General features: G+C 70.7%; 18 protein-coding genes. 11 read left to right on the forward strand and 7 right to left on the reverse strand.

Annotated features, from left to right (window positions below; genetic code table 11):
* The first annotated feature begins 76 nt into the window (after positions 1 to 76).
* From ACMXN5_RS35365 to ACMXN5_RS35415, 11 genes are all read left to right on the forward strand, one after another.
* Positions 77 to 1,156, forward strand: coding sequence for a carboxylate-amine ligase (locus tag ACMXN5_RS35365; protein WP_439678984.1), 1,080 nt, complete (start codon positions 77 to 79; stop codon positions 1,154 to 1,156).
* Between the two features lie 139 nt (positions 1,157 to 1,295).
* Positions 1,296 to 2,027 (forward strand): hypothetical protein, encoded by a 732-nt coding sequence (locus ACMXN5_RS35370; protein ID WP_439678985.1) that lies wholly within the window; start codon positions 1,296 to 1,298, stop codon positions 2,025 to 2,027.
* A gap of 202 nt (positions 2,028 to 2,229) precedes the next feature.
* Positions 2,230 to 3,153 (forward strand): LAETG motif-containing sortase-dependent surface protein, encoded by a 924-nt coding sequence (locus ACMXN5_RS35375; RefSeq protein WP_439678986.1) that lies wholly within the window; start codon positions 2,230 to 2,232, stop codon positions 3,151 to 3,153.
* A gap of 226 nt (positions 3,154 to 3,379) precedes the next feature.
* Positions 3,380 to 5,335, forward strand: a complete 1,956-nt coding sequence (locus ACMXN5_RS35380) for an endo-1,3-alpha-glucanase family glycosylhydrolase (protein ID WP_439678987.1) — start codon at positions 3,380 to 3,382, stop codon at positions 5,333 to 5,335.
* Positions 5,336 to 6,170: 835 nt separating this feature from the next.
* Positions 6,171 to 7,592: a hypothetical protein gene (locus ACMXN5_RS35385; RefSeq protein WP_439678988.1), complete on the forward strand. Its 1,422-nt coding sequence runs from the start codon at positions 6,171 to 6,173 to the stop codon at positions 7,590 to 7,592.
* A gap of 226 nt (positions 7,593 to 7,818) precedes the next feature.
* A complete protein-coding gene (locus ACMXN5_RS35390) occupies positions 7,819 to 9,318 on the forward strand; it encodes a hypothetical protein (protein WP_439678989.1) in 1,500 nt (499 codons plus the stop codon).
* A 115-nt stretch (positions 9,319 to 9,433) separates the two neighbouring features.
* The gene (locus ACMXN5_RS35395) at positions 9,434 to 11,890 is read left to right on the forward strand and encodes a hypothetical protein (RefSeq protein ID WP_439678990.1); all 2,457 of its coding nucleotides are present in this window, start codon (positions 9,434 to 9,436) and stop codon (positions 11,888 to 11,890) included.
* 226 nt (positions 11,891 to 12,116) lie between these two features.
* Positions 12,117 to 13,139: an AAA family ATPase gene (locus ACMXN5_RS35400; protein WP_395795057.1), complete on the forward strand. Its 1,023-nt coding sequence runs from the start codon at positions 12,117 to 12,119 to the stop codon at positions 13,137 to 13,139.
* Positions 13,139 to 14,347 (forward strand): DUF58 domain-containing protein, encoded by a 1,209-nt coding sequence (locus tag ACMXN5_RS35405; protein WP_439678991.1) that lies wholly within the window; start codon positions 13,139 to 13,141, stop codon positions 14,345 to 14,347. Before ACMXN5_RS35400 ends, ACMXN5_RS35405 begins: the two co-directional genes overlap by 1 nt.
* A complete protein-coding gene (locus tag ACMXN5_RS35410) occupies positions 14,344 to 16,806 on the forward strand; it encodes a DUF3488 and transglutaminase-like domain-containing protein (RefSeq protein WP_439678992.1) in 2,463 nt (820 codons plus the stop codon). The genes ACMXN5_RS35405 and ACMXN5_RS35410 overlap by 4 nt, the downstream gene beginning before the upstream one ends.
* A gap of 95 nt (positions 16,807 to 16,901) precedes the next feature.
* Positions 16,902 to 17,978: a transglycosylase SLT domain-containing protein gene (locus ACMXN5_RS35415; protein ID WP_439678993.1), complete on the forward strand. Its 1,077-nt coding sequence runs from the start codon at positions 16,902 to 16,904 to the stop codon at positions 17,976 to 17,978.
* 86 nt (positions 17,979 to 18,064) lie between these two features.
* Here ACMXN5_RS35415 and ACMXN5_RS35420 read toward each other — a convergent pair whose 3' ends face one another.
* The 7 genes from ACMXN5_RS35420 to ACMXN5_RS35450 form a co-directional block, all read right to left on the reverse strand.
* Positions 18,065 to 18,421, reverse strand: coding sequence for a hypothetical protein (locus ACMXN5_RS35420; protein ID WP_439678994.1), 357 nt, complete (start codon positions 18,419 to 18,421; stop codon positions 18,065 to 18,067).
* A gap of 35 nt (positions 18,422 to 18,456) precedes the next feature.
* Complete coding sequence (locus ACMXN5_RS35425; protein ID WP_439678995.1) at positions 18,457 to 19,044, reverse strand: hypothetical protein; 588 nt, start codon at positions 19,042 to 19,044, stop codon at positions 18,457 to 18,459.
* A gap of 40 nt (positions 19,045 to 19,084) precedes the next feature.
* The gene (locus ACMXN5_RS35430) at positions 19,085 to 19,771 is read right to left on the reverse strand and encodes a DUF4913 domain-containing protein (RefSeq protein WP_439678996.1); all 687 of its coding nucleotides are present in this window, start codon (positions 19,769 to 19,771) and stop codon (positions 19,085 to 19,087) included.
* Complete coding sequence (locus tag ACMXN5_RS35435) at positions 19,768 to 21,528, reverse strand: type IV secretory system conjugative DNA transfer family protein (RefSeq protein ID WP_439678997.1); 1,761 nt, start codon at positions 21,526 to 21,528, stop codon at positions 19,768 to 19,770. The genes ACMXN5_RS35430 and ACMXN5_RS35435 overlap by 4 nt, the downstream gene beginning before the upstream one ends.
* Before the next feature lie 53 nt (positions 21,529 to 21,581).
* Positions 21,582 to 23,267, reverse strand: coding sequence for a hypothetical protein (locus tag ACMXN5_RS35440; RefSeq protein WP_439678998.1), 1,686 nt, complete (start codon positions 23,265 to 23,267; stop codon positions 21,582 to 21,584).
* A complete protein-coding gene (locus ACMXN5_RS35445; protein ID WP_439678999.1) occupies positions 23,260 to 24,840 on the reverse strand; it encodes an ATP/GTP-binding protein in 1,581 nt (526 codons plus the stop codon). The genes ACMXN5_RS35440 and ACMXN5_RS35445 overlap by 8 nt, the downstream gene beginning before the upstream one ends.
* A gap of 67 nt (positions 24,841 to 24,907) precedes the next feature.
* Entirely contained in the window at positions 24,908 to 26,398 is a 1,491-nt protein-coding gene (locus ACMXN5_RS35450; RefSeq protein ID WP_395794519.1) for an SCO6880 family protein, read from the reverse strand.
* Positions 26,399 to 26,406: the final 8 nt, after the last annotated feature.

Genomic DNA, 26,406 nt, shown 5'->3' on the forward strand with positions numbered 1-26,406 from the left:
CGACGGGACGGGGGTCCACGAACACGGGTACCCGGACCCTGTCGGCGTTCCTGCCGAGGCCGATGAAGGGGTCACTGTGCTCAAGCTGGGTATCGAAGAGGAGTTCCACGTCGTCGATTTGGCCACGAGACGAGTGGTCCCGTCGGCTCGCGGACTTGTGGACCGACTTCCGATCGGCGCCTTCATCGGGGATCGGGAGACCGCTTCGACGATCCGGATGGTCGGTTCCGCGCACCACGAACTGGGTGACATTCGCGGCGAGTTGGTAGCGCTGCGGGGAATCCTGGTACAGCGCGCCGCGGGCCTGCACCTGGGCGCGCTGGCCGGCGGGACCGCGCCCCTGCTCGGTCGGGACGACCCGGCCGCGGCGGAATCGGTCGGCGGTCGACACACGTGCGGCATGTTCGTCCGTGTCGAGGCCGAGGACGGCGAGACGGCGACCCGGGCGATGGCGTGGATCATGCCGCACGTATCGACACTGTTGGCGCTGTCCGCGAGTTCGCCGTTTTGGGCCGGTCGTGACACCGGTCACGCCAGCTGGCGCCGGCACCGTCTGGGGGCCTCGGCCCCGACGCCGACCGGGGGCGGCGTCGGGTCCACGGAGTCTCCCCGCGAGACATTGCACCCCCCGCTCCGCCTGTCGCCGCACACGCCCATGCTCGAACTCCGCGTCTGTGACGCCATCGCCGATGTCGAGGTGACCGTCGCGATCGCGGCTCTGTTTCGCGCGCTCTACCGGTACGCCTCGCGTGCCGTCGTCGCGCACCGGACGCCTCCCGCGCCCTCGCCGGCGATCGCCCACCGGGCGATCCGGTACGCGGCGCGCTTCGGGCTCGCGCACGACCTGATCGACCCCGTGGCCGCAGTGACACGTCCTGCGGCCGCGGTGGTCCGTGCCCTGGTGGCCGAGATGGCCCCGTACCTGCGCGAGGCCGACGACCTGGACCGGGTCGAGACGACGATCGAGCGGGTACTCACGGAGGGCACCGGGGCCGCACAGCAGCGCGACACCGCCCGAGCGGGCGATCTGTCCGCCGTCGTGGACCGGGAGTTGGCCCGGACCATGGCCTGTGTAGTCGTCACCGACACCTCGCCGGCCCTCGACGGATCCCCGGCTCCCGATGCCCCTTCGGCTCTCGACGCCGTCGTGCGGTAGCCGACCACCGAACGAGCGGCCACCGACCCCCGGCGCTGCGCTGGAACGCCGCGAACTTCCTTATTACCTAAGGGTTTACCCGCCGCTGATGCCCGTCGCGGCCTATTGTCGAACGCTCGTCTCGGCGCAGGCTTCGACCATGCCACAGAAAACGCAAGGCCCTACCCGGGAACGCGAATCCAAGGTCACGACGGGTGGGCGCGTCAGACGCCCCGGACTGCTCGTGGGGGTGGAGGGACTCGAGGCGTACGAGGTGAGTTCCGCGCTGTTGCGCTCGATCGTCTCGCCCCCTCGCATCTTCGTCGGATCCACTCGCGAACCGAACGCCCGACCGGACTTCGCCACGCTGATGGCGCTGGCCGAGGCGGTCGGGGGTGATCCGTACATCAGGGGTGGGCGCTCCGCCTCGGAGACCCTGACGCTGATCGCCATGCAAACCCATCGCTACGAATCCGCCCGGCTGTTCCTGGCAGCCGGGCGCACCGTCGTCGAGCAGCGTGGCATCTACACGGCGGCCGTCGAGGACGCGGTCACCCGCCATCCCCACGACATCGACCGGGCTCATCGCAGCGCGCGACGGTTCCTGGCGACCGTCGCCGATTGGCGACCGCTCCCCGGCATCGTCCTGCTCAACGTGGACGAACCGGAGGCCATGGTCGAGCGGTTGCGCACACAAGACCACGAAAAGTTGCTCGACCCGGCCCAACTCCACCAGAAGGCGGTCCTGTTCGAACGCCTCGCGGCCGACGACACGGCCCGCTTCCGGGTCTTCGACCGGCGCGAGTCGACCGAGGCCACGTCGACCGGGGCGGCGGTACGGGATTGGGTGGGTCGGGTCTTGTCGGAAGGAGCCGACGCCCGGATGGTCTGAACGCCGACGCACCCCGGTACCCGGGCACCCGACGCCCGGCGACGCCCGACAGCGCAGTCCTTTGATTCCTACCCGCGCGTATACCCGTCCCGGGTGACCGACTCGCCCTTCCACGGACGCACGCACGGCGCCAACCTGCCCCCGGACTCCCTCCGCCGATGGATCGAGTCGTCACCCCTCACCCAGTCCGGGGAGCAACACAGTGCAACGAAGTCACACCGACACGACGGCCGGACGAAGCCTGCCCGGCCGGATCGCCACGGGCCTCGGCGTCGGCGCCGCGGCCCTGGCCGCCACCATCGCGACCACCGGACCGGCCCAGGCGGCCGACGACGACGCCAAAGCGTGCGGGTCGGTCGCCATCGAATGGTCCGTCGACGCCGGGAAGACCTGGTCCAGGGCGGGCCTTTTGGGTTCGCTCGCCACGAAGGTGGACGTGCGCGTCGCCGGCAACGTGGCCAAGTCCTGCACGTACAAAGTCACCCTCGCCGCGTACAGCGCGGACGGCCCCACCTGGAAGACCTCCGGGGTGCAGCGTTATCTCGGATCGCGCACGGCATCGCTCACCGGTGCCCATCGCGGTGCCGCCCTCGACATCTCCCGTTACGCGCCGCCGTGCTTCGGCCAGATCGATCTGTACGGCAACGACAAGATCTTCGACGGCAAGGCCAACCCCCTGCCGCGCTATCCCGATGCGAAATTCCCGACCGACCTGATCGCGGGTTGGAACGGTGGCAAGGAATGCGCGCCGTCGTCACCCAAGCCGTCCACCAAGCCGCCGACCACCACACCGCCCACCACGGTTCCGCCGACGACGGCCGTGCCGAGCACCACCACGTCGACCTCGAAGCCGCCGAGCCCCTCGGCCTCCGCGTCCGCGTCGTCCACGCACGCACCCGACAGGACGGCGACACCCACCTCGGCGTCGACGCCCCCCGACGACCAGCGCACCCCACCCGCGTCCGGCGACGTGCCCGGCCAACTGGCGCAGACCGGCGCGAGCGACGGTGTACTGCGGATCGCCGGGGCGTCCGCGGCCGTGCTGATCTCCGGTGTCGGTGCCCTTCTGCTGATCGGCCGCCGCCCTCGTCGACGCGGCCCCCACCGGCCCGGCACCGCACGCTGAGTGGGCCGGCCCACTCTCCGAACACGCCCGCGCCGGGCCCGACATCCCGAATACGCGGATCCCCCGACGCACCTCGCACCCCGGAGGACCCTGCTCTAGGCTCCCGACGTCGTACCGCGCCGGTGTCCCCTCCGAGGCCGGACCGTGCCGGGTCCCGGCCCGATTCGAACCCCTGCCGATCGCGGGTAAGTCGACTTCGGTTGCCTCGAAGTACCGTGGAGGGCCCTTGCGATTTCGTTCGCTCAAATTCGTGTTGCCCGCGTTCCTGTTGGTCGGCGGTGCCGTCACCTTCGGGGTCGCGTCGGGTGACTCGGACAACTCCAAGACGACGGTGCCCACCACCGAGAACGCCTATGTGAGTCAGGTGGCTCCGGCCAAGACCCACGACTCGCAGACCTGGCTGTCGGTGTGTCCGGAGACCTGCGAGGGGGTCGCGCGCTCCGAGCGTCGCGCCTTCCTGCGGTTCACCGTCGCGGGCGTGCCCGCGGGCGCCCGGGACGTGCGGCTGAGTCTGGACCTGTACTCGGCCCGGACCACCGACACTTCCGTACGGGTGCACAAGGTCACCGGTTCCTGGTCGGCGAAGACGCTGACCTGGAACCGGCAGCCGGCGTTCGGGGACGAGGTGGGCTCGCGCGACGGGTTCGCCGTGGGGCAGGTCGGGTCCATCGACGTGTCCTCGACGTTCACCGGCAACGGGTCGTACTCCTTCGCGCTGACCGCGGCCAAGGGCGCGCAGGGCGTCTTCCAGTCCACACGCGCGGGGGCCGCCCAGGCTCCCCGGCTCTCGGTCCGCTGGACCGATCCGTCCACCCCCACCACCGGAGCGCTGCCCTTCGAGATGCCGTCCACGGCGGCGCTGCGCGCGAGCGACAAGAAGGTGTACGCGCACTACTTCACCCCCTACCCCGCCTCCCTCGACAACAAGGAGCCGAATCAGGACTACTACCAGCGCAATTACCTCGACCCGGCGGGCGAGAGCGGCAAGCACGCCGCCTACGGGGGTCTGCTGCGGGATCGGCCGGTGCCACGCGCGCCACTGTCCGGGGATTGGCAACTCGCGGACATGCAGCGGGAGATCCGGGATGCGACCGCGGCCGGTGTCGACGGCTTCACCGTCGACGTACTGAACACCACCGGTGCGCACTGGAGCAGGCTCAAGACGCTGATCAAGGCGGCCGAGAGCACCGATCCCGGCTTCACGATCGTGCCGATGCCGGACATGACCTCGCTCAAGGACGTCACTCCCACCGGTCTCGCCGCATCGATGGCCGACTTGGCGTCCTCTGCCTCCGTCCGGCGTCTCCCGGACGGTCGGGTGGTGATCTCCCCGTTCAAGGCGGAGCAGCAGACACCGCAGTGGTGGGGGCAGTTCATCACCGCGATGGAGAACTCCCATCGGACCAAGGTCGCCTTGGTCCCGGTGTTCCTGAACTTCTCGGCGAACGCCGACAAGTACGCCCCGGTCAGCTACGGGTTCTCCAGTTGGGGCAATCGCAGTCCCAACCGCCAGGGCAACATCCGGTCGGACATCGCCAAGGCGCACAGCCTCGGAAAGATCTGGATGCAGCCGGTCGCGGTGCAGGACGAGCGTCCCAACCAGGGGATCTACGACGAGGCGAACAACACCGAGAACCTGCGGGTCTCCTGGGACAACAGCATCTCCGGCGGCGCCGACTGGGTGCAACTGACCACCTGGAACGACTACTCCGAGGGCACCCAGTTCGCGCCCTCGGCCAACTCGGGGCACACCTGGGTCGACATCTCGGACTACTACCTGGTCCGGCTCAAGACCGGGGCGTGGCCCGCGATCACCCGGGACACGGCGTACCTCACGCATCGTGTGCAGTTCGCCGCGGCCCGGCCGACGGGCGGTCAGACGAAGTTGATGACCCCCAGGGCGGGGACCGACCCGCCCAGGGACTCGGTGGAGGTACTCACGTTCCTCGTCGCCCCGGCGACGGTGAACGCGACGATCGGGGCCGCCGGCCAGAGCTACCAGGCCGCCGCCGGTGTGCAGGCGAGGCTGTTCCCGCTCGCTTACGGCACCAACTCGGCGTCGGTCGTGCGCGGTGCGGCCACGGTCGCGACGGTCTCCTCCGCACACGTGGTGCGGAAGGACTTCGCCGCGCAGGATCTCGGCTACCGAGGCACGAGCAGCGGCCGGCCCGGCGCCGGCTGACGCGTCACGGCAGGGAGTACGACCGGCGGGGCCGGGTCCGAACGGGCCCGGCCCCGCCGCCTGTTCGGGCTGTCCTCGGCACGTCGTCGAAAGCCTCGCAAGGTACGGACTCCGACTGCGGAGCCGGCCCGCAACGCACAAACACGACGGCCCGGGTGCGCGATGGGGGTCGCGCATCCGGGCCGTCGTGGACGCGTACGGGATCGGGCGGGGGTGAGACCCCGAATGCCGTACGGGTACGGGCGGTGCGGGCTCGGGCGGCGAGTGCCGGGAGGGTACGTCCCCCCGCGCCATTGAGGGGGAACGCCCGGCTGTCGCCCGAGCCCGCGCCGCTCAGTTCCCTGAAACCGCCTCGGCGGACGTCGGGTGGTCGGCCGACCGGTCGCAGAACTCGACCGACCAGTGCACGCTCTGCGGAGGCTTCGTGCCGCCGGTGCGAGTTCCGCCTCGGGTGCCGCCTCCGCGGCCTTCGCGGCCTCCACCCATGGACGAAGCAGAGCAAATCATGTCGGATTTCCTTCCGTTCCCGAAGGATGGCGAGGGTAGGTTCGGGAGAACCGTCGGGTTCGCATCGAAGGCGAGCGCCCGCTGCAGTCGGGTCAAGGCCCTTCGATGCGACCAGCCTGCGTCATCTCGCGCATCGGGCCAAGTCCGCACAGGCTGAGGGAATGTGGCGTGCAGGACCAGCGGCTCTGGCGCTTGTCGACCCGCCACGACTCCCGGTCATCGAACTCCGCGTGGGATGCTGGGTGGGCGTGGTGCACAGGCGCGACATACGCGCGGTGCGCGCGGTACGGACCACGACCACGGAAACGATGGGTCGGACGGGGGCTGCATGGGCAAGTCGTTTGGTCGCGAACTCGCCGCCCTGGACGCGGAGTTGGGTATCGCCCTGCACACGGCCGTGGCCCGGATCCGGCGGGCGCTGACGCCGGGGACGATTCGCTCCGAGCGCGAACTACGGGCGTTGGAAGAGCGGTTCGCCGAACACGGGGTGATCCTCCCGACCGCGCGAGGTGCCCTCGACGCCCTCGCCGCGGCCGACCCGACCGCCGCGACCACGATGTCCACGGCGGCCGACTGGGCGTCGCGCTCGATCCTGCGCTCCCTCGCGGCCGAGGCCGCCGTCGCACACCAGGTGTGGGACATGGCCTCCCTGGGCGCGCTCGGCCCGGACTCGGCGGCCTGGACGGCCTCGTGGATCGGGACCGTCGGCGCCGGCGACCTCACCGGTGTTCTCGATCGGAACCGCTCCGCCGAGCCCACAACGATCGGCGATCCCATCTCGACCTGGCGCCCGCCCGCGCCTGTCGACAAGGCCGCCACGATCGTCGACCCGGCGATCTGGCAGAAGCAAATCGCCGAACCCCTCTATGCGCTCGACGAGTTGTGGGGCCTGGCCTACGGCGCCGTGCTGCTTCGGGCGCCCGAGGCCGATACGTTGTTGCGCCGCCTGGACGCGCTGGTGCCGACCTCGGACATCGGTATCGGCCGCCCGCTGTCCGGGGAGCCGGGATTGCGGGTACTGGGTACGCGCATCGCCGAGGGGTCGATCGCCTGGACGGTTCCGGGCTCGCCCGTACGCCCGGCCCCGATGTGGGTTCCGGCTGCCGACGGCGCGCACCCCTGGTTGCGGCAGCTGCCCGGCGTGCTCCGGGCCCGCGAGTTCGTCGTCACCGTCTCTCGCGTGTGGTGGGAGTGGCTGCGCGGACTGTGGGCGAGATCGAACCGGCGGCTCGCCGCACCCATGGTGTCGGCGATGGCGGAGCTGATGCGGCACCTCCTGGCCCGTTTGGTCGCGCTCTACTCGACACACCTGCGCCGGCCCCCGTCGGCATCCCGTTCGATGCCCGTGGCCGGTACCGTCTCCGTCGCGCCGAGTGCCCCGCCCGCGCCGAAGGTCCCACCCGCGCCGCTCACCCCACCGGTGGTCGAACCCACCCGGGCCGCCCTGGCCCCCTCCCCGACACCTGCCACCGCCCCACGCCGGCCGCAGCTCGGCCCCCTGCCGTCGGGTCCCGGCACCGAACCGGTCCACAACCGGGCCACACCCACACCGCCGGCACCCGCCGCGTCGGCCTCGCCCCCTCAGCGGGTGTCGTCGGTACGCACTCTCTCCCGCGGTCCCGGCGGCTCCCGCGCCATATCGGACCCGCACGCCATGCGCGTCGACGGCGGCTACGCCGCCTCCATCGCCCGCACCGGTCTGCTCCCCGTCTCCAAACGATCCGTCCGCCCAGCGAACTCCGGCCGCTGACCGCCGAGTCCGACGACACCGTGGGCTCCGGGGCGCCGTCGGCCGATACCCGCCTCCCTTTTCCCGATTCCGCGCTTTCCGACCTATCGGGGCCCACGACACCGCCCTAGGCTCCTCACGCGCCGGCGCGGCACCGGTCCCACGCGTCCGTGCGCGCGCGTCCACGCGTCCCGGCGAACACCCGGACGCCGAAGCGCCGTCGCTCCGCCGACCGGAACGGAAGTCCGTGATTCGCCGACGCCCACCCCTTCCTCTGATCCTGATGGTCGCCGCGGCGCTGTTGCTCACCGCGTGCTCGGCCGCCGTGTCCGGTGCCCCCAGGGTGCGCAATCCCATCGCGGAACCGGCGAAGGCGCCCAAGCTCGTGGTCCCGGCCCCGTACGACACGACGAACGGCTGGCAGGCCGACGTCCGCGACCGCGTGTACGTGGTGGCCCCGAAGGTGGGCGCGCTGATCAGCGTCGACGGACGCGGCGACATCCCGTCGGCGCAGGCCAAGTCGCGGACCCCGACCAAGACCGCGGTGATCGCGCGCGGCGCGTCCGACGGCAAGGTGTGGTGGTGGTCCAAGCCGGTGCTCCCGCTGCGCGACCAGAGCACGCCGAGCCTGACGCTGGTGACCATTCGCGACGTCGAGTACGTCGTGCTGGTCCGCGTGGGCACGATCCCCGAGGACGGACTCGTCCGGGCCCGACGGGTCGTGGTAACGGACAGTTTCGTGGTCACCAGCAGTGGTCGGGACGTGGCTCCGCACCAGCACCTGGTGCGGGACGTGAGCGAACGACTGACTGAAGTGCCCACCAGGGTCGGCAGCGGCGGGGTGCTGTTCCCCGACGACACCTCCTCACGGCAGCGCGGTGCGATCGACAAGGGTGTGCTGTGGAACCCGGAGACCGGCGAGTCCACACCCGTCGGCGTCGACGGGCCGACCTCACGGCGCTGCCTGCTGGGCGCCACCTGCTCGATGCTCTCGTTCCCGCTGCTTCCCACCTGGGCCGGCATGCTCAACGAGACATGGCAGGCCGCGCCCGGCCAGAAGACGGGTACGCCGCCGGAGCGGTGCCGCTCGACCTATTCACGCACCAACCCCTGTGCTCGCGGTTTCGAGGTCGCCGGCCGCTGGAACAGCGGTTCGGTCGCCCCTCAGGGACGAGCCCTGGGTGTACCGGTGAGCGTGACCGACACGGCCGTGGTCGCGGCGTGGTGGACGCCGGCCGAGGGAAACACGCCGCAGGAGGTGCTGTACGTCGTGCACGACCTGATCACCGGGGCCGCGCTGGCCCAGGTGCCGTGTCGCACCGCCCGGGACGACAAACCGGACGACCAACACCCGCTGCTCGTCGGGCGGCACTCGCCGGACACCCGCTACCTCGTCGTCGGACCGCTGGCCGTGGACATGCGCGGCACGGCCGTGTGCCACTCCCAGGACGACCGTAACAACGAGGTCGAATTGGCTTCCGTATCCGACACCGGCATCGCGTACGGGACCATCCGCAGCTCGGCGGACCGCCAACGGGGCACCGCCGGACTGGCGGCGCTGAACGTCGCCACCGGGGCGATCGACACGCTGCCCCAGGGGTCTCGGATCCCGGTCGCGATCACCGCGTCCGGCGTCGGGGTCTTCGAGACCACCAGGGAGCAGTTGAACAAGCAGGTGCTGACGACGCTCACGATGTACCCGCCGCGTCCAACCGGTTCCCCGCCTCCGCCCACGAAGAGTCGATGAGCCTTCGCCGTCCGCCGCTGTCCGCATCGCGCGTCACTTTCGCGCAACTCGGATAGTTCGGCGTCACGCCAAAAGCAAGGATTGCCATTCGTTCCCTGTTCCGGGAAGAGGATCCATGTCCCAGTCCGCACATTCCGAGCCCGCGCCGCGTTCGGGTCGAGCCGTCGGCGCGACCGGTTCGATCGACTCGCCCCGCAGCCATCTCGCCCAGGCCGTCGCCTCCTTGCGCCGTGGCCGGGAACGTTCGACGACCGTCGTCGCCGTGGCCGCCGCGGGATCGCTGATCGCGACGTCGATCGTGATCGGCGTCGGCGCCGCGGGTGCCGACGCCGACCTCGCCGACATCGGCGCCTGGTTGCCGAGCGCGAACGGCAGCATGGTCCATGTCAACGGCCTCTCCGGCGACGTCACCGGTCGAGTACGGCTGCCCTTCGCTCCCGGCGCCGACTACCAGGTGAGCGAGGACGGTGAGACCGTCCTGGTCCTGGATCGCTCCAGTGGCCAGGTCACCCGGATCGATCCGGCTCAGCTGACCGCGCCGCTGTCACTGGACATGGGCGACGCCGGCATGCAGTTGCTCACCGGCGGCGACCGGGCCTGGTTGGTCGACGCCGGCCTGGCACCGGAGGCCACGACCGCCGTGGTGCGGCCGATCGACCCGACCACGCTCGCGCCGCTCGGACCGCCGATTCCGCTCGGGACCAAGGCGATCGGCCGTCCCCAGGCGGACACCAAGGGCACCCTGTGGATCCCGATTCCCGCCCGCGGCGAGGTGGTTCCGATCCGCGGTACGACCGCCGGCGCGCCGGTCAAGGTCGCCGACCCCGGCAGCGCCATCACACTGGCGCTGGTGGCCGACACCCCGGTGGTCGTGGACCCCGTCGCCGGCGCCGCCAAGGTCCTGGGCGCGAACGGCGTGGACCGCACCGTCACCCTGCCGTCGGAGGTGTTCAAGGGCGGCGCCGACAAGACGGTGATCCCCGGCCGGACGGAGGGGCAGGTGTTGCCGGTCCTCGGCAGCGCGAACGGCACCCTGGTCCTGGTGGACATCGCGGCAGGCAAGGTGTCCGCCGTGCCGCTGGGCACCGGTGACAACTCCCTGGGCGAACCCCAGGTGTTGGGGGCCAAGGTCTACGTCGCGGACAAGACCGCCGGTTCGCTGATCGTCTACGACACGCGGCAGGCGAAGCTGGAGGCGCCGGTCAAGGTCACCGGGGTCAGCGGCGATCTGGAGACGTTCGTCCACCATGGCCTGCTCTGGGTCAACGACGAGAAACACGCCGCCGCGGTGGTCGTGGACGGCGACGGCACGCTGCACCAGGTCAAGAAGTACGACGAAAAGGGCGGCGATCCGGTCCCCGGGGACGAGGTGCCGCCGAGCGTGCCGCCCACGACGCCGCCGCCGGACGACCGGCAGCGTCCGGACAATCCGGGGCGCGGCAACGTCCCGCCCGACCCCGACACACGGGACCACGAGGGGGACGGCAAGAACCGGCCGGGCGACGTCACGCCCACGCATCGGCCGACCCAGGGCGGCGGCGCCACCTCCAGGCCCGAGCCCACCACGACCGTCACCGTCACCGCGCCGCCGCTGCCCACGGCGACCGCGACAGCCACGGCTACGGCCACAGCCACGGCCACGGCCACGGCGAGCAGCACCCCGACGGCGTCCACTTCGCCGAGTGCGACGCAGACTTCGCCTTCGGCCACGAAGACCCCCGATCCGCCCAAGCAGGCCGCTCCGGGAACACCCAAGGCGACCTCCGGCGCCGGATTCATCACGGTGACGTTCTCCCCTTCCGAGGGTGCGACCCCTGAGAGCTATCGGATCGACGGCCTCAAGGACGGCATGAAGGCGCAGCCGGTGACCGTCGGCGGCAAGGGTCCGTTCTCGTTCAAGGTCACCGGCGGCCAGTGCTCGGCGGAGTACAGCTTCACCGTCACCGCGCTGTTCGCCGACGGCGTCGAGAAGAAGTCGACCGCCTCCACGGCCGTACGCCCGTGCGTGGTGCCCGCCGCGCCGAAGGTGACGGCGACCACGCCCTCGGCCGGCGGTCACGGCGGCACGATCAAGTGGAGCGGGACCACCGGCTCGACCTACACGGTCACCGTCGGTGGCAAGAGCACGACGACGGACCAGAGCAGCTACGTGGTGACCGGACTCAAGAACAGCGCCGCCTACGACGTGACGGTGACCGCCCGGAACGAGGCGGGCACCAGCGCCAAGGGCACCGGGCGACTGGATCTGACACCACCCGCCCAGACCTACAAGGTCGGCCCGAACATCAACAACAACATCGCGATCGGCATCCGAACGGGCCCCTCGGTGGCGGGTACCACACGAGCCGGCTACATCGGAAGCAGTTACGTCGGCGACATCAAGGTCTTCTGCCAGGTCAAGGGTGAGCACCAGGTCCGAACCGGAACCAATGTGAGCAGCTCGATCTGGGACAAGGTCGATTTCCGGGGTACGGGCGAACCCGCCACGGGCTGGGTCAGCGACCTGTACATCCGCACCCCGAATTCCAGCAGGGGCACCTTCTCGTCGTCGGAACTTTGGCAGTGCGAGTAGCGCCGGACCCGTCCCCAACGCCGACCCTCGTTGCGATGCGCCGCGCCTGACCACGCGTCGGATCGCCCACTCGCGTTGGTGCCCTCCGGACCCGCACGGAGGGCACCAACGCGTTCCCCGACCCCCTCGGCGATTGCACGCGCGCCACGACGCGGCAAGCCCCACCCCTCCGCGACCGCCCCGGCACCGGGCGGCCGGCCGAACGACCTGGAGCGCCGTGACCACGATGCCCTCGACGACGAACGACGATCGTCGAACCGCCCCCGCGTTCCCCGCCCCGGACGCACTCGCCCTGTTCGGCGAGTGCTTCACAGCCCTGGCCGACAACATCGAACGGGTGGTCGTCGGCAAACGGGAGCAGATCGAACTGGCGCTGATCTGCCTGTTCGCCGAGGGGCACCTGCTGATCGAGGACGTGCCCGGCACCGGCAAGACGACCTTGGCCCGCGCCCTGTCGGCTTCGCTCGACGCCACCTGGCAGCGTGTGCAGTTCACCCCCGACCTGTTGCCGTCCGACATCACCGGCGTGTCGATCTTCCGTCAGACGACCAACACGTTCGAGTTCCTGCCCGGACCGATCTTCGCCAACATCGTCATCGGCGACGAGATCAACCGGGCCTCGCCCAAGACCCAGTCCGCGCTCTTGGAGGTCATGGAGGAGGGGCGCGTGACCGTGGACGGCGTCGCGCACCCGGTCCCCCGCCCGTTCCTGGTGATCGCCACCCAGAACCCGGTCGACATGTCGGGCACGTATCCGCTGCCCGAGGCCCAGTTGGACCGGTTCCTGATGCGCATGTCGCTCGGATATCCGGACCTGCGCTCCGAGGTGGCGGTCGCCTCCGGAACCGGCGGCGCGCCGTCGATCGACTCGCTGCCCACCATTGCCACGGCCCGGCACATCGAGGAGTTCGTACAGATCGCCCGCACCCGGGTGAAGGCGGTCGAGTCGGTCGTCGAGTACGCGGTACGGATCGGGCACGCCACGCGCGAGTCGCCGTACACCCGCCTCGGCGCCGGACCACGCGGCAGCGTGTCGCTGGTTCGCGCCGCCCGGGTGCGCGCGGCCGCACAGCGTCGGGGCCACATCCTGCCCGAGGACGTCAAGGCACTCGCCGGCCCGGTGTTGACGCACCGTCTGTTGCTCACGCCGGAGGCCGAGTTGAGCGGGATCACTGCCGCCGGCGTGCTCGACGAGGTCCTGGCGCAGGTGAGTGTCCCGGCCGCGACGGCGTCGAAGGCGAACGGGTGATGTTGTCGTCCAGCGGTCGCGGGGTGCTGGCCGGCGGCGTGCTCCTGGCCGGCGTCGGGTGGGGGCTCGGCTACCGCGAGGCGGTGGTCCTGGGCGTCGCCGCACTGCTCGCGGTGGCCGTTGCGGTCCTCTGGACGATGCGCCGCTCCTCCGTGGCCGCCGTACGCGAGGTGGTGCCGGCCAAGGTCGCGCGCGGTGATGTCGCCCAGGGCCGGGTCACGTTGGCGAACACCGGGCGGCGGGCGCTGCGCGGGTTGCGCGCCGAGGACCGGGTCGCGGGGCTGGTGATTCCCCCCGTGGATCTGCCGGCGGTACCGGCGGGCGGCGAGTTGCGGGCACGTTACGCACTGCCTACGCATCGCCGCGGCCGGGTGGAGATCGGCCCGATGTACCTGGTGCGCGGCGATCCCCTCGGCCTGACCCGGCGCTCGCGCCGGCACGGCGAGTTGGAGACACTGCTGGTGCGTCCGCGCACCGTCGCACTGGCGTCGTTGCCGGCCGGGCGCACACACCACCTCGAGGGCCCGAACTCGGACACCGCGGACGACGGCACACTCACCTTCCACTCGCTGCGCGAGTACGTCCTGGGCGACGACCTGCGCCGGGTGCACTGGCGTTCGACCGCGCGCACGGGAACGATGATGGTCCGCACGCTGATCGACGTGAGCCTGCCGCAGACCACGGTGGTCCTGGACACCGGGTCGGCCGCCTACGCCGAGGGGCCGGAGGGCGACGCGCGCGAGGAGGCGTTCGAGGTCGCCGTCGACATCGCGGCGTCGGTGTCGCTGGCCGCCGCGCGCAACAACTTCCCCCTGCGGGTGTTGACCGGCAGGGGCGCGCTGCCCGCTCCGGTAGGCGACCATCGCGGCGCCGAGCACTGGTTGGACCTGCTCGCCGACGTCTCCGCGAGCGAGGACCACTCCCTGTCGGCGGCCTTCGACGAGGTCGAACGCACCGCGGCCGGCGACACATTGGTCGTGGTCACAGGTGGCGTCGACACACCGGGGTTGTCCCGACTGGATCGGGTCGGCGGCCGTTTCGACCGGGTGCTGCTGATCCGCAGCGTCCCGCCCACGACGTCCGACGGCGGCCGAAACGGCGCCGGGCGAGCCGAGGGCACGGCCCCGAACGTGCTGCGGGTGGCGCAGATCCGGGTGTCGGGCCTGGAAGAGATGGCCGTGGCGTGGCGCAAGGAGATATCCCGGTGACCATCATTGTCGACGATCCCGCGGTGCGCCCGAGAGATGCCCGGGACACGGGCGAACCGGCGGTGACGCTCCACGAATCCGCCGCCGGGGCCCCGTCCGAGGGTGCCTCCACCGCCGGTGAGCGCGCGTGGCGTGACGCGCGGCGCCGGGCACTTCGGTCCCTGGTGCCCGTGACGATGGCCGCGCTCGCCGTCGGTGCGGCGTTCGTCCGCATCTTCGAACCGCGCGACCTGCTGCCGGTGATCGTGCCGTGCGCGCTCACCCCGGTGCTGCTGTCCGTGCTGTGTTCGCGGCCGACTCGGGCCGCCGCCGAGGACGCCGCGAAGTCGACCGCCGCGGAGGCCGCTTCCGCTCCGCGGGTCACTCGGCCGTTGTGGCCGTCGCTCGTGCTGACGGTCGTCTGCTGGTTGTCGGCGATGTCCGCGACGCTCTTTCGGGCGGGCGCGGTCGGTGGGGTCTTGCCGGGCGCCGGGTTGATCCGCGACATCGGCCGGGACCTCTTGGACGCGCCGCACGCGGTGTTGGGCGTGGTGGCGCCGGCGGCCGGCGATGCGCGGTTGCTGGTTCTGCCGGCGGCGTGTGTCTGGCTCGCCGCCTTCGCAGGCGCCGAACTGGCCCTGCGCACCCGCACGGTGGTCGTGCCGGCTCTGCCCGCGCTGGTCCTGTTCGCGGTCCCGGTGGTGCTCGGCGTCGGCGGTCCCGGCGACAATGTCGCGGCGTCGATGTTCCTGATCGGGTCGATCGGCCTGCTGCTGTCGTCGCGGCGTCCGGGGCGCGGGTCGTCGCTGCGGAACCTGTCGGTGGGCGTGCCGCTGGTGCTCGCCTGCGCGCTGTTCGCCGGCCTGGTCGGTCCCGCGCTCCCGGGCGCGGATCGGCGGGCCGCACCGGACCTGCACCGACTGGTCGACCCGCCCGTGGATCTGCGGGTGAGCGGTGCCAGTCCCCTGGATCGCATCTCCGCGTGGTTGCAGACCCCCGAGCGCCCGTTGTTCACCGTCGCGGGACCGGCACCGGCGGATCGCACCTGGCGGCTGGCCGTGTTCGACACGTACGACGGGGTGCGCTGGGCGCCCTCGGTCGATCTGCGACCGACCACCGGCCGGATCCCCGACGAGGCCGACACGCACGCGGTGGCGAAGCTGCGCGAGTCGCACCAGGTGACGATCCGCGAACTCGGCGGTATCTGGCTGCCGACGGCCGACCGGCCGAGCGAGGTGAATCCGGCCGGCGGCCCGGAGATCTCGGTGGATCCGGGCAGCGGCGCGGTGATCGCACACCGGCGGTTGACTCCGGGGACACGCTACGCGTTCGACGCGCGGATCCCGGTGCCGGACCCCAACCGCCTGCAGTTCCTCCGGGTCGGCGCGAACCCGGCGGACATCGCGTTGCCGGAACGGGATGCCGGCGGCGAGCCCTTCGCGGCCCTGCCGGTGTTTCGCCGACTGGCCGAGGAGGCCACGGTCGGCAGCAGTTTCCCGTACCAGCAGGCACTTCGGCTCGCGACCTGGCTGCGTACCAACTACCGCTACGACACCACCGCCACGCCCGGCCACTCGTATCGCAATCTCCAGTACTTCCTGGAGTCCGGCAAGGTCGGCACGTCCGAGCAGTTCGCCACCGCGTTCGCGGTCATGGCCCGCTCGCTCGGCCTGCCGGCCCGGGTCGTGGTCGGATTCTCCGCGGGCACCGACGTCGGCGGCGGGGTCCGCGAGGTGCGCGCGGGCGATGTGATCGCGTGGCCCGAGGTGCAGTTCGCCGGCGCCGGATGGGTTCCGTTCTCCCCGACCCCGGGCCGGCGAGGCGAGTCGGGCGAGCGGGAGCGGGCGCCGGGTCAGGACGTCGCGCAGCCCGGAACACCGGCCTCGGCACCGCCGGCCCGGGTCTCCCGGGAGCAGGCGGACGCGGGCATCGAAGGCACCGAGCACCGCGCCGCACCGGACGACCGGGCGAAACACTCCGGTTCGGGTACGGACGCGGGGTTCGCCTGGTGGATCCTGCCGGCGGCGATCGGCGCGCTCCTGGTGCTCGGATACCTCGCGGCAGGCGCCGCGGTCCCGTACGTGGAACGGCGCAGACGGCGCGCGAAGCCGGCCGACGAACGCCTCTTGGCCGCCTGGCAGTCGATCGGCGGCGAACTGGGCCGAGCGGCCGGTGTACCCGCCGCGAGCGCGTCCACGGCCCGCGAGATCGCGGTGCTGGGCGGCGTGTTGTTGCCCGAGGAGGTCGGCACCCGGTTGTCGGCGCTGGCGGATCTGGTCAACGACTGCGCGTACGGCGACCGGGTCGCCACGGACGCGGAGGCGAACGACGCGTGGGAGTTGTGGGCGGTCGTGGCCGGTTCGGTGCGCCGCGAGGTGTCCGCCGCCTCGCGCCGCCGGCGGGCGCTCGCCCGGTGGCGACCGGGCACGGTCATCGCGGTATGGGGTTTCTCGAAGGGACGACGGGCGTGGGGACAGTGAGCGATGGGGGCGGTTCGCGAGCGCGCGCGGTCCGGCGAAGGGGGCCGGCATCACTGGCCGCCGTGCTCGCGGGTGTGACGTTGGCGGGATGCTCCGTGACGGGGTTGGATCAATTGGCCGTCGACAAGGCCACGACCATGATCCGGGGCGGTTCGAGCGACTCGCTGGATCCGACCTCGATCCCGGAGAAGTACCGCAAGTACATCCCCCAGTTGGAAAAGGCCGGCAAGGCCTGTAGCGACCTGACCGCGCCCCTGGTGGCGGCGCTGATCGAGACCGAGACCAGTTGGAACCCCCCGGAGGTGAACGACGACCGGGGTCGGGCCCAGGGGCTCGGCCAGTTCATGCCGGACACCTGGGGAGAGAACGGCAACGGCGCGGGCCGCGACGGCGACGGCGACGGGAAGAAGGAGGTCGGGAACCCGGCCGACGCGATCATCGCGATCGGTGACTACCTGTGCTCGATCGCCGAGAAGATCCGCAAGTTCCAGGAGGAGGGGAAGATCCCCAACGTACGGCCGGGGGACCAGCTCAAGATGCCCGATCTGATCTTCGCGGGCTATCTGCGCGGCCCCTACGTCTGGGTCAGCCCGCCCGCGGGGACGACGTTCGCCTCGGACGGCATGCCGGACCTGGAGGACCCGAAGAACATGAAACCCCGGGACTACGCGGACAAGATCATCCGCTTGGCCAGGGAGAAGTACTCACTGAAGGGCGCCGGCAACGGGGTGCCCGCGATCGTGGGCGCGGATCGGCAGGCCATCCTGGCGCGGGCCAAGGTGTGGACCGACGCGCACATACCCTACGACCAGGGCACCACGAAGATGGGTCTGATGGCCGACGGCAAAACCAAGCAGTACTACCGGACCGACTGCTCGGGCTTCGTCACCATGGCTTGGGGGGTGGAGGCCGGGCCGACCACGGTCACGATGACCGGGATGACCGTGGCCATCCAGAAGAACGAGTTGACGGCGGGCGACATCCTGCTCGACTCCGATGCGGGCAACTCCGGGCACGTCGTGCTGTTCGAGAAGTGGGTCGACGACGCTCGGAGTTCGTATTGGGCTTACGAGGAGGCGGGCGGTTCGGGTGCCGTCTACCGCAAGATCCCCTACCCGTATTTCCAGGGGCACGGGCCGTTCGAGCCGCGCCGGTTGAAGTCGCTCAAGTAGCAGACCCGGATCCGGGACGCTTCGGCAAGCCATGCGGCTCGCCGAAGCGTCGACGTCTCCCGCGGGCGCGGATCGGGCCCGGCGGATCAGCGCACCGGGGCCACGTGTTCGCGGGCGGGGCCCGCCGCGCGAGTCGGCCCCCCGGTACCGCCGCCGACGAGGTTTCGCTCGAGCGGTTCGGCCAGGCCGTCCTGTCCCAGTTGCTCACGGTAGGACTTCGGCGTCACCAGCGGTTGCACCACGGGGTCGAACCCACGCGGTTTCGGGTCCGGCGCGGATGAGCCTGCCCCGGTCCGGGCGCCGGAGCGCATGCCCAACGGACTGAAACCTCTCCTCCACCACACGCTCGACCCGGGCACCGTCGGCGCCCCCGCCGCGCCCCGACTCGCGTCCGCGGTCCAGGGGTTGGCCTCGTTCGCCGACGGCCCGCTCTGCTCACTCACGTCGCCTCCCGGCCCGGGACTCCATCATCCGGCCACTACAGGTTGAACGCTTCGCGCGCCCGCTCGGGCACCCGGCCGTGCGGCATCAGTTGCTGGAGCCGCTCGCGCGCGGGCGCCGCATCCGCGGCGAACCCGGCCGCCCTGCGTCGCGCGACGGCCGACTTCTGCCGTCGCAGGACGGCCTTGCGCGCCGCCGCGGCCTGACGGCGGGCCGCGCTGCGTCGCTGGAGTCCGGGGGCGAACCGGCGGGTGTTGCCGGCCGCTATGTCCTGGAGCAGCATGATCTGGGCTCGGCTGCGGCTTGCGTGCATGCGCGCCTTGGCCTGGTTCGAGTCGCCCTTCCTGGCCTGGTTCTCGAACTTGCGGTAGGCACGAGCGCCGGCCCGCATCCCGGAGTTCTGCGCGTACAACTTCGCCGTTCTGGCCCGGTCCACGGTGTTGGTTGCCACGCGCCGCGCTGCCGCGGTGATGGGTTTGTAGTGTGCTTTGCGCTTGTTCTTCAGGAAGCTACGTGCCTTGTCGAGCCGCTTGGAGACGGCGGAGACGATGGGCTGGAAGGTGGCGACCGCGTCGCCGATCGACTGGGGGCCACCGTTGGGGCCGAATTCGACGGCCTGGGTCATCGCTCATCCCTTCTGTCGCCAATCGGGTGTCCGCGGCGGCTCACGGCCCGCCGACCCGGTTGAGTTTGCCCTTTTGGAGGTCGTACTGCTCCTTGCGGATCTTCGGTTGTTCCGGGGGTGTCTCGGCGTCGGCCTCGATGTCCTCGTCGGCGTCGGGGGCGACCTCGTCGTACCAGGTCGCGTCGGGGTCGCGGGGCGCCACTCGGAACGCCGGGTCGTCCCACATCTCGGGCGGCGAGGGCTCGAGGGGCAGTTCGGCGAGGGGGCGCTCGGTGTGACCCTCACGCGGGTCGCAGGCGACGAACGGGCCCATCTCCGGGTCCATCAGCACGCGCAGGTGCGGATCGGCGTGCTGGAGCCACCAGTTGGACATCCCCAACGCCGCGTCGTGACGCAGGTATTCGAAGGCGCGCCAGATCGCGGTGAGCCGGATGACCGCCTCGGGGTGTCGCCACCAGCCCGAACACCACATCAGCGAGGAACGGTTGAGCCGCCGTTCGATCACCTTGGCGAGGTATTCGACGACGAAGGCGTCGACCGATTCGAAGACGAACTCCGGTTCCGGCTCCTCGTCGAAGTCGGGGTCCGGCTCGGGCGTCGGGTCGCGCGGCACGCCCGGGGCCGGCGCCGACCGGGCGGCGGCGTCCGCCGGGGCGACGCTCTCGCGCAGCCGCCGGGGAGCGTCGCCCTGTCCCCAGACGTCGTCGTCCGGAAGCTCGCCGCTCATCCCACGGCCTTCGCCATGTTCACCTTGGCCGCCACCATCACCTGGGACGGGTCGTAGGTGGCGAGCGACTCTCGGATCCGGTCGGCGTATTCGGTCTCCCACCACGGAACCGTGCGCACCAGGGTCGGCCGCGAGCCGCTGATCTGGACGAAGGCCCTGCCGCGCGGCATGGACATCAGGTCGGCCGCGTCCAGCACCGCCTCGGCGCGGCTGGCCCGGCTGATACCGCGGTGATCGCCGAACTTGTGGCTGGTGGAGGTGGTCCGCGGCTCGAACACTCCGGCGGACTTGGCGAGGTTGTCCAGGAAGGAGACGTCGGAGACACCGCCGCCGTAGACCCGGATGTTCGCCGAACCCCACAGCTTGGACATACCGTTCTCGCCCCAGACCGAGACGCCCTGGGCCCAGGACTGGAGGATGACCATCACGATGACGCCGCGCGAGCCGAAGTGGGTGTACTTGTCGGGAAGGGCCTTCCACGGGCACACGTTCGCGGCCTCGTCGAGCACGAACAGGGCCGGGATGGGCAGACGTCCGTTGGGCGAGTCGCGGGAGTAGTTCTCCGCCTCCTCGGCCAGGATCGTGGTCAGCGCCATCACCAGTGGGGCGGCGATCTTGTTGGTTTCCTCGGACAGCAGGTACAGGGTGTCCGACGGGGATCGCACGAAGGCCATGTAGTCGAACTCGGGCCGGCTGGGATCGCTGCCCGGCGTCACCCATTCGTTGATGTTCTCAGCGATCAGGAAGGACGCCATCTGGATGGCCGTGCCGTACACGCCCGCACGCTGGCGATCGGGCTGTCCGATCACCGACTCCACGGCCTCGGCGGGCATCCGGTGGCCCCGCTCGCGCAGGATGCGCACCGGGGTGTCGTCGGTCGGACGGGTCAGCCAGACGTAGACGTCGGTGATCGGGCGCTTGTCGATCGAGGCGGCGAGCAGCATGTTGGCGAACAGGTCCTGCGCGGCGGGCTCGAAGTAGGCGTCGCTGCGCGCGTGTTCCTGCCGGTTGACGGAGACGAAGCGGGCGGCGAGCTTGACCGCTTTCACGATGCTGTCGCCGACGTAGGTGAGCGGGTTCCACCAGAACACCGGTTTGCCACCCGCCTGGTTCTGCGGGTCGAAGATGTAGACGGTGCCCATGTCCTCACGGATGGCGCGGGTGGCATCGACCACGTCGCGCTTGTTGGAGGTGACCACCACGGCCCCGGGCGCGGCGACGATGTTGGGAATCGCCCTGGTCGCCGTCTTACCCGTACGCGGGCCCCAGATATCGACGTGCATGTCCTCCCACGAGCCCCACAGCTCATTGCCGCCGCGTACGGTCCTGCCGATGAATACCCCGGGGGTGGTGTCCTTGTCGAGGCCGAACTTCCCCGCCGTACGCCGGACTTCGGGCGTGGTGGAGGGCCGCAGTTCGCGCGGCGAGGCGAGGTAGCGAATGGCTCGGTCGATGCGCTCGCTGCGGCCCCTGGTCTTGTTCCACACCGACCATCCGATGCCGATCAGGACGAGCACGGCGAGCAGTTGCAGACTCAGGTACACGGTTGCCGCAGCACCCGGCCACCGATAGTCACTGGTGGCCAGGCGTACCCCGAGCACAAGGGGGTTGCCGCCCGGCTGCTCGGTCGGCCCGCCGCCCCAGGAGGCGGCGAACCAGGCCATCACGTGCACCGCCACCAGGGCAATCAGGCCAAACAGGAAGACCAGCGCCTCGAGTTCGACGTTGGGTCCTCTGCGCTTCTGCGTGGCGCTCATGTGCTACCTCCTGTCTCGGGCACGACGGTCGCGAACCCGGGTGCGCGCGGCGTTCACCAGCGTTGCGGTGCCGGGGCGCCGCCGGCGGGACCGCCGGGGGTGAGGACTCGAATCTGCTGCTGCGGGTGTCGCGGCTCGCGGTACTTGGGTTCGATCCGGAACGGGTTCTCGTCGCCTCCACCGCTCTTGTTCAACTGGTGTTGGGCGGCCAGACCCAGGCCGGTATTGGAGGCGGCGAAGGCGAGCTTGCCGGTGCCGGGAGGCAGCCCGGTGACGCTGGGGAGCGCGGCCTGCGCCACGAACTTCGCGGCCGTGTTGATCGCCGCGGATTTCGGCACCGGGGGCGGCGTCGGGAGAGAGGGCGGCATCGGCGGTGCGGGCACCGGGGGCCGCTTGACCAGGGACACGGGTGCCGGGCTCGGCGGGTTTGGCGTCGAGCGGTCTCGCGACGGACTCGACGGGCCGTTGTTCGACGGGCCGGTATTGGACGGTCCGGGCCGGCGGTTGGGCGGCGGCGGCCGATTCCCGCGTCGGTTGCGGGCTCCCTTGGCCATCGCGGCGGCCGCGCCCGTGCCGCCCGTGGCGGCGACCGCGCCGAGTGCGGCCACACCCTTGGCGCCCGCCGCCAGGGTTCCCATCACCGCGCCGTGGGCTCCCTTGCCGTCCTCGGCCACGAGTCCGACCAAAGGATTGACCATGCGCATCGTCGCCGGCAACGAAAGGGTGCCCGCGCCCAGGAGGATCACGCTGGCCAGGCCCTCGGCCGTACTTCCGTCGGCGGGATCCGCCCACATGCGAAACACCGGGACGATCACGAACGCGGCCGTGGGTTCGAGCAGCGCGAAGCCGACCGCGAAGCTGAAGCACTTCAGCAGCGCCGCCTTGCCGGTTTGCGTTCCCGACCCGGCCGCGAATATCGGCATGACTCCCAGGAGTAGGGTCATGCCGATGAGTCTCGCCAGCATGTACAGATAGAGCATGACGCCGGTGACGATGAGCAGGACCGCCGATATCAGGAACAGCACGAAGTTGATCGGGTGTTCCGTGCTGCCCATCGGCGCCACTTCGAGGTACTTCTGTACGGCGTTGCAGACTTCGGTCTGATTGATCGCGGTGTCGCCCTTACCGGACAAGCCTCTGATCATGAACCATTGCGTGAAGGTATGCCCCGCCTTGAGCAGTAGACCGAAGAACGCGATGCTCGACGTGGTGACCACGACCAGCGTGAACATCGCCTTGGCCATCGCTCCCACGGCCATCGGGTTGCGCGACAACGCCATCTTCCCGGCCACCCACAACAACGACAGCACCGCGACGATCGTCGTGATGAAGATCGTGTGACTGCGCAGCATATCCGTGATGCCGGAGGCGTTGCGGTCCTTGCCGCCGGTGAAGGGGGCGTCGACCTTGAGCCACCAACTCAAGACCTCCGTGGCGAGTTGGCTCAGTTCGAAACGGGCCCACTCGATCGGCTGACCGAGGAAACTGTAGGGGTTGTTGGTCTTGTCGCTGGCCCACTTCTTGACCGCCCACTCCCACTCGCTGTCCTTGAGGGTGCAGGCGCTGTGCCAGTTGAAGCTTTCGTCGGGATGGAACTCGTGGCAACCGATCTTGCCGATCGCGTACGTGTCGGTCCAGGCGAAGTCACCCCGGACCAGTTCCCCGGAGTCGTATTGGTTGTCCTTGAGTTTGTCGGCGATGTTGGGGCCGTACGGGTTGACCGGCGCGAAATTACACATTGCCCCACCGCCTGTTCGTGTTGTTCACGTCGAGTTCGGCCGGGGTGAGATCGACGTGGACCGGAATTCCGGGCCGGCCGCCGACCTTGACCATGAAGTTCCCGAGCCCGGGCGGCGGTGCCTCCTCGCCGCGGGTGGAGTCCCAGGACGGCGGTGTGGACCAGTCCTCGATCATGCGTTGCTCGGCGCTGGTCATCGGTACGACCGAGTTGAGTTGCGGCATCTCCGCCGCGGGCAGACCGCCGGTGATCACCATGCCCGCTCGCTCGACGAAGCCCTTGGCCTTCATCCGGTCCTCCTCCGTCGGCAGTGCGAGGAGGTCGGACATGGTGTGGGTGATCATCGCCATGCCCACGCCGCGTTGACGGTTGAGTCGGGTCAGCGCGTCCACCCGGTCGACCAGACCGCGACCGGCGCGCAGCACACGCCAGAGTTCGTCGAGAATGACGAAGTAGTTGCGTCGCGGTTCCAATCCCGCGTCGGCCAGTGCCTGGGCGACGGAGATCGCGCCGAAGCCGTAGCTCCAGCAGGCCAGCAGCGCCGCGGCCTGGAGGGAGCTCTCGCCGTCGTCGATGGCACTGACGTCGAAGCAGACGGGGCTGTCCCGGCGCATCGGTTCGGAGGTCGGCTGGGAGAACATCTCACCGAGCCGGCCGTCGCCGAGCAGGCCGATCAGCGAGGATTCGAGGTTTTCGGTGATCTCGCGATAGCGGGACAGGTCACCGCGGTCGAGGGCGACCGCGCGCAGGGCCTCGGGCGCCTCCTGGATGACCGAGAGCAGGTCGCCGAGCACCGGTACACCGTCGAAACGGTCGTCGAGCAGTTTCAGCGCCATGTTGAGGATGGTCTCCTCGCGGTCGGCGGGCGGATTCCCGCGCAGCACGGTGATCAGCGACGCGACCGCGTTCAGCCGCCGGCCGTGAGCGTCGGCGAGCAGCGAACGCCGCGCGGCCTCGGGCAGACGCGCCGCGGCGGCCCTGGACTCGCCCGGGTCGAGCACGTTCAGAAAGCCGCGACCTCGGCCGAGCGTGATGACCTGGCCGCCGAGGGCCCGGATCAGGTCGGCGTAGTCGGGCTTGAGGTCGCCGAACACCACCGGGTTGACGCCGTATCCGGCCAGTCCCAGGGCCTGGCGGCGGACGATGGTCGACTTGCCCAGGCCGGGCTTGCCGAGCACGAACTCGCTGGGGTTGAGGATGAGTTTGGCGCGTTGGAACCAGCTGATCGGGTCGCAGCACAGGGTGCCGCCGCCGGTGAGCGAACGACCCAGCGGGACACCGACCGCCGGTGTCCCGGATCCGGCCGCGAACGGCCACAGGCCGCAGACCTGGACGGTGGTGCCGCGCCACTCGGGCGCCGCCTCCACATATCCGACCGAGCCCGCGCCGTAACCGGTCCAACCGCGCCAGCCCGCGGTGCGCGGACGCACTACGCGGGGCTTCTTCTCCTTCTTCGGCGCGGTCGGCTGCGCCTGCCCGTGCGGCAGCGACTTCTGCCGCTTGCCACGCCGGTGACCGGCCTTGGTCGTCTCGTCGTCCTCGGGGACGACCCCCGTGGGGTGGTACGTGGTCATCTCGCCCCGTTCTCCCTGGCGCGTGCGCGAGCGCCCGGCGCATTCGCGGTCGGTGCCGGGTCGGCACTCACATCGCGTCCCGGATGGTCTGCGGCACCTTGAGGTGCTTCGGCAACACCAGGCCCAGCGGCAACGCCGCGGCGAACGCCGAGGCTTGCGAGCCGTAGACCCGGCGGATGGCGATTCGCGCGGACGCGGACAGGTTGTCCATCGCCGACGCGGCCAGTTCCAGACCGTCGGCATCGTTCACCGTCGCGGTGACGAGCATGCCGAACTTCACCAGTCCGGCGCCGGTGGCCTCCTCCTGGGCGCTCTGCTGGGCGGCGCGCACCGCGATCGAGTCGCGGGCGTTGCCGACCTTGGCCTGCTTGGCCTTGAACATCGCGTCCTTGACGTCGCGCTCGACGATGCCGGCGGCAGTGGAGGAGTCGTGCGGACGGTACAAAAGGGTGACCCGCTTGCGGTCGATGTCGGGGTGCGGGCCGAGCAGTCGGGCCAGCACGTTGGAGAACACCTCGCCGCGCGGAGCGTCGGACATCGCCCAGGTCACCGACAGCGCGCCGTCGTGGCGGTAGTGGTCCCACGCCTCCTGGGTGGCGCTGGGCCCGGCATCGCTCCAGGTGATGCCAGCGCCGCCTTCGGAACGAGCCTGGTCGATCAGGCCCGCGACGCTGGGGTCGTACGCGACCCGGACGGCCTCGGCGAGGTCGCCGCCGCTCATCGGGTGCGCCTGTCCGGCCCCGGTCATCTGCAAGGTGGCGCACAACCCGGGCAGGCGGGTGCCCAGTTCGGTGGCCATCTCCTCCGGGGTGCGCTTGGGTACCCCGGGCCGGGGAGCTCCGGAGAAGGTCAGCGCGACGCGGGAGGAGACCCGGGCCGAACCCACCGGGTACAACTCCACCACCTCGTTGAGCACGTGGCGGGAGAGTTCGGGCGAGTCGGGGCGCAGGTGGTCGAAGACCTCGCGACGCAGGCGTTCTCCGGTGTCGAGGGCGGTCTCCACGGTGACCGAGGCGGCCACGATCCCGGGTTCGTTGCCCAGCGCGGCCAGCCACTGGCCCCAGTAGGCGACCCAGGTGTCCACCTGTTCGGTGTCGACCAACGAGCCGCCGTCGGCGTCGCATTCGATCACCACGGTGTGGTCGTTGGTCGAGGGCACGGTCAACAGTGCGAACGGGCGCTGGTAGGCGTCGCGGGCCTCGTACAGGCGGGACGCGGCGGCGAGCCCCGGCAGCGTGCAGGTGCCCAACGGGACCCGGCCGAGCGGGCCGGATCGGTAGAGGTGTTGCCCCTTCATCTTTCCCCGAGACCATGCTCCTCGGGCCACCAGCCACTGCAAACCCGTACGTCCTTGTCGGTCTCGATACAGCAGGGGGGCGAGCACGACCACGAGCAGCACAGCCAGGAACATCGCGACGACCAGCGAGATCATCATGCCGATGATGATCATGATCATGCCGCCGAGCAGGATCAGCGTCCCGGCCAGTCCCAGGCCCATGACGCCCGGCGAGGTCGGCTTGCGCCAGTTGCCGTAGGTGCGGATCTCGGGTGCGCTCACGTTCGTCT

The organism is Embleya australiensis (genome assembly GCF_051903075.1).
Lineage (GTDB): Bacteria > Actinomycetota > Actinomycetes > Streptomycetales > Streptomycetaceae > Embleya.

Coding starts and splice junctions, on each gene's coding strand:
- ACMXN5_RS35370 (WP_439678985.1), top strand. CDS start 1,296: ATGCCACAGAAAACGCAAGGCCCTACCCGGGAACGCGAATCCAAGGTC.
- ACMXN5_RS35385 (WP_439678988.1), top strand. CDS start 6,171: ATGGGCAAGTCGTTTGGTCGCGAACTCGCCGCCCTGGACGCGGAGTTG.
- ACMXN5_RS35395 (WP_439678990.1), top strand. CDS start 9,434: ATGTCCCAGTCCGCACATTCCGAGCCCGCGCCGCGTTCGGGTCGAGCC.
- ACMXN5_RS35400 (WP_395795057.1), top strand. CDS start 12,117: ATGCCCTCGACGACGAACGACGATCGTCGAACCGCCCCCGCGTTCCCC.
- ACMXN5_RS35405 (WP_439678991.1), top strand. CDS start 13,139: ATGTTGTCGTCCAGCGGTCGCGGGGTGCTGGCCGGCGGCGTGCTCCTG.
- ACMXN5_RS35425 (WP_439678995.1), bottom strand. CDS start 19,044: ATGACCCAGGCCGTCGAATTCGGCCCCAACGGTGGCCCCCAGTCGATC.
- ACMXN5_RS35430 (WP_439678996.1), bottom strand. CDS start 19,771: ATGAGCGGCGAGCTTCCGGACGACGACGTCTGGGGACAGGGCGACGCT.
- ACMXN5_RS35435 (WP_439678997.1), bottom strand. CDS start 21,528: ATGAGCGCCACGCAGAAGCGCAGAGGACCCAACGTCGAACTCGAGGCG.
- ACMXN5_RS35440 (WP_439678998.1), bottom strand. CDS start 23,267: ATGTGTAATTTCGCGCCGGTCAACCCGTACGGCCCCAACATCGCCGAC.
- ACMXN5_RS35445 (WP_439678999.1), bottom strand. CDS start 24,840: ATGACCACGTACCACCCCACGGGGGTCGTCCCCGAGGACGACGAGACG.